The following is a 1,386-nucleotide window of genomic DNA, read 5'->3' as shown; positions in this document are numbered from 1 at the left end:
CAGTAGTGTCCGGTAAAAGATAAAAAAGAAGAGGGAATCCCTTTCGGGTTTCCCTCTTTTGGTTAAGTTGTGTTTTCCTACAAACCCAACTAACCGATATGAATAAAAGTACACATTTCTCAGGTCATCCCATCATTAAACAACTACTGCAATTTATCGACCGTGGGTTGATTAACCGGACAGCACAAGCCTGGCAGGCCGACCGGTACTATAAACGCTTTAAAACCTACGACCACTTGGTTACGATGCTGTTTGCTGCCCTCAGCGGGGTAAGTTCTCTGCGGGAGCTGTCGAGCGTAATGCTGGCCTGTGAGGGCAAAATCAATCATTTAAACATGACCCACTTCCCTCGCCGCAGTACCATCAGTGACGGCAATGCCAACCGTCCAAGTGAAGTGTTCGGGGAGATTTATCACCGGTTGCTTAAGCGCTACCGCTCGTTTTTGTCGGACAGCAGCTCACGTACCCCGGTGATGAAGGATTTGCTGATTATTGATTCCACCACCATCAGCCTGTTCAGTGATATTCTAAAGGGGCCGGGGCGCCCGCCGCTGACCGGAAAGAAAAAGGGCGGGATTAAACTCCACACGATGATTAATGTTCTTGAAGATGTCCCGCAACTGGTTCGCTTTAGCTCGGCGGCCCGCCATGACCACGCGTTTTTGAAGGATCTATCGCTGCCGGAAGGATCGTTTGTAGTCTTTGACAAAGGGTATACTGATTACAGCCAGTATGAACAATGGACCCAGCAGAACGTCTATTTTGTGACCCGACAGAAAGACAATGCCGCCTGGCAAACCCTACAAGAGTATGATCTTGACGATTCGATCGATGCCGGGGTGATCAAAGATGAGCAAATTATGGTTTGTAAAGATGACCGGCAGATCCCCTTTCGCCGTATTGCTTATTACCATGCCGGCCAGGATAGAACCTATATTTTTCTGACCAACAACCACGAGCTGGCTCCCGACAAAATCGCCGAAATCTATAAGAATCGCTGGCAAATTGAATCGATGTTTAAGCGGCTCAAGCAAAATTTCCCCTTGAAGTATTTCCTTGGCGACTCCCAAAATGCCATAGAGATTCAAATTTGGGTGAGTCTGATCGCTCAGCTTCTGATGCTGGTGGTTCAGCGTAAAGCACAACGTCGATGGGCCTTTTCCAATATGGTTGGGGTGATTCGGTATCACCTGACCAGTTACATCGACTTGTTTAGCTTTTTGAAAGATCCGGATCAATCCTGGAGGCAGCTGACCACCAAGCCACCCGATCAACTTACCCTATTTGATTGATAGAGGGGGTTCTATCTGGCTTAACGCTTCAAAACAGGGCTTAGATATCTATTAGCATCCCTTCAAGGACTTCGCTAAATTTTAACCGGACAAC

At 47.6% G+C, this 1,386-nt stretch carries 1 protein-coding gene; it reads left to right on the top strand.

What is annotated here, in order from left to right; all coding sequences use genetic code 11:
- The first annotated feature begins 98 nt into the window (after positions 1 to 98).
- Positions 99 to 1,292, top strand: a complete 1,194-nt coding sequence (locus BG260_RS13835) for an IS4 family transposase (RefSeq protein WP_069133548.1) — start codon at positions 99 to 101, stop codon at positions 1,290 to 1,292.
- Positions 1,293 to 1,386 lie beyond the last annotated feature (94 nt).

This window comes from Rhodohalobacter halophilus, assembly GCF_001715195.1.
Taxonomy (GTDB): Bacteria; Bacteroidota; Rhodothermia; order Balneolales; family Balneolaceae; genus Rhodohalobacter; species Rhodohalobacter halophilus.
The sequence above is the reverse complement of the archived record's forward strand: the minus strand, read 5'-3'. Positions and strand labels throughout refer to the sequence as shown.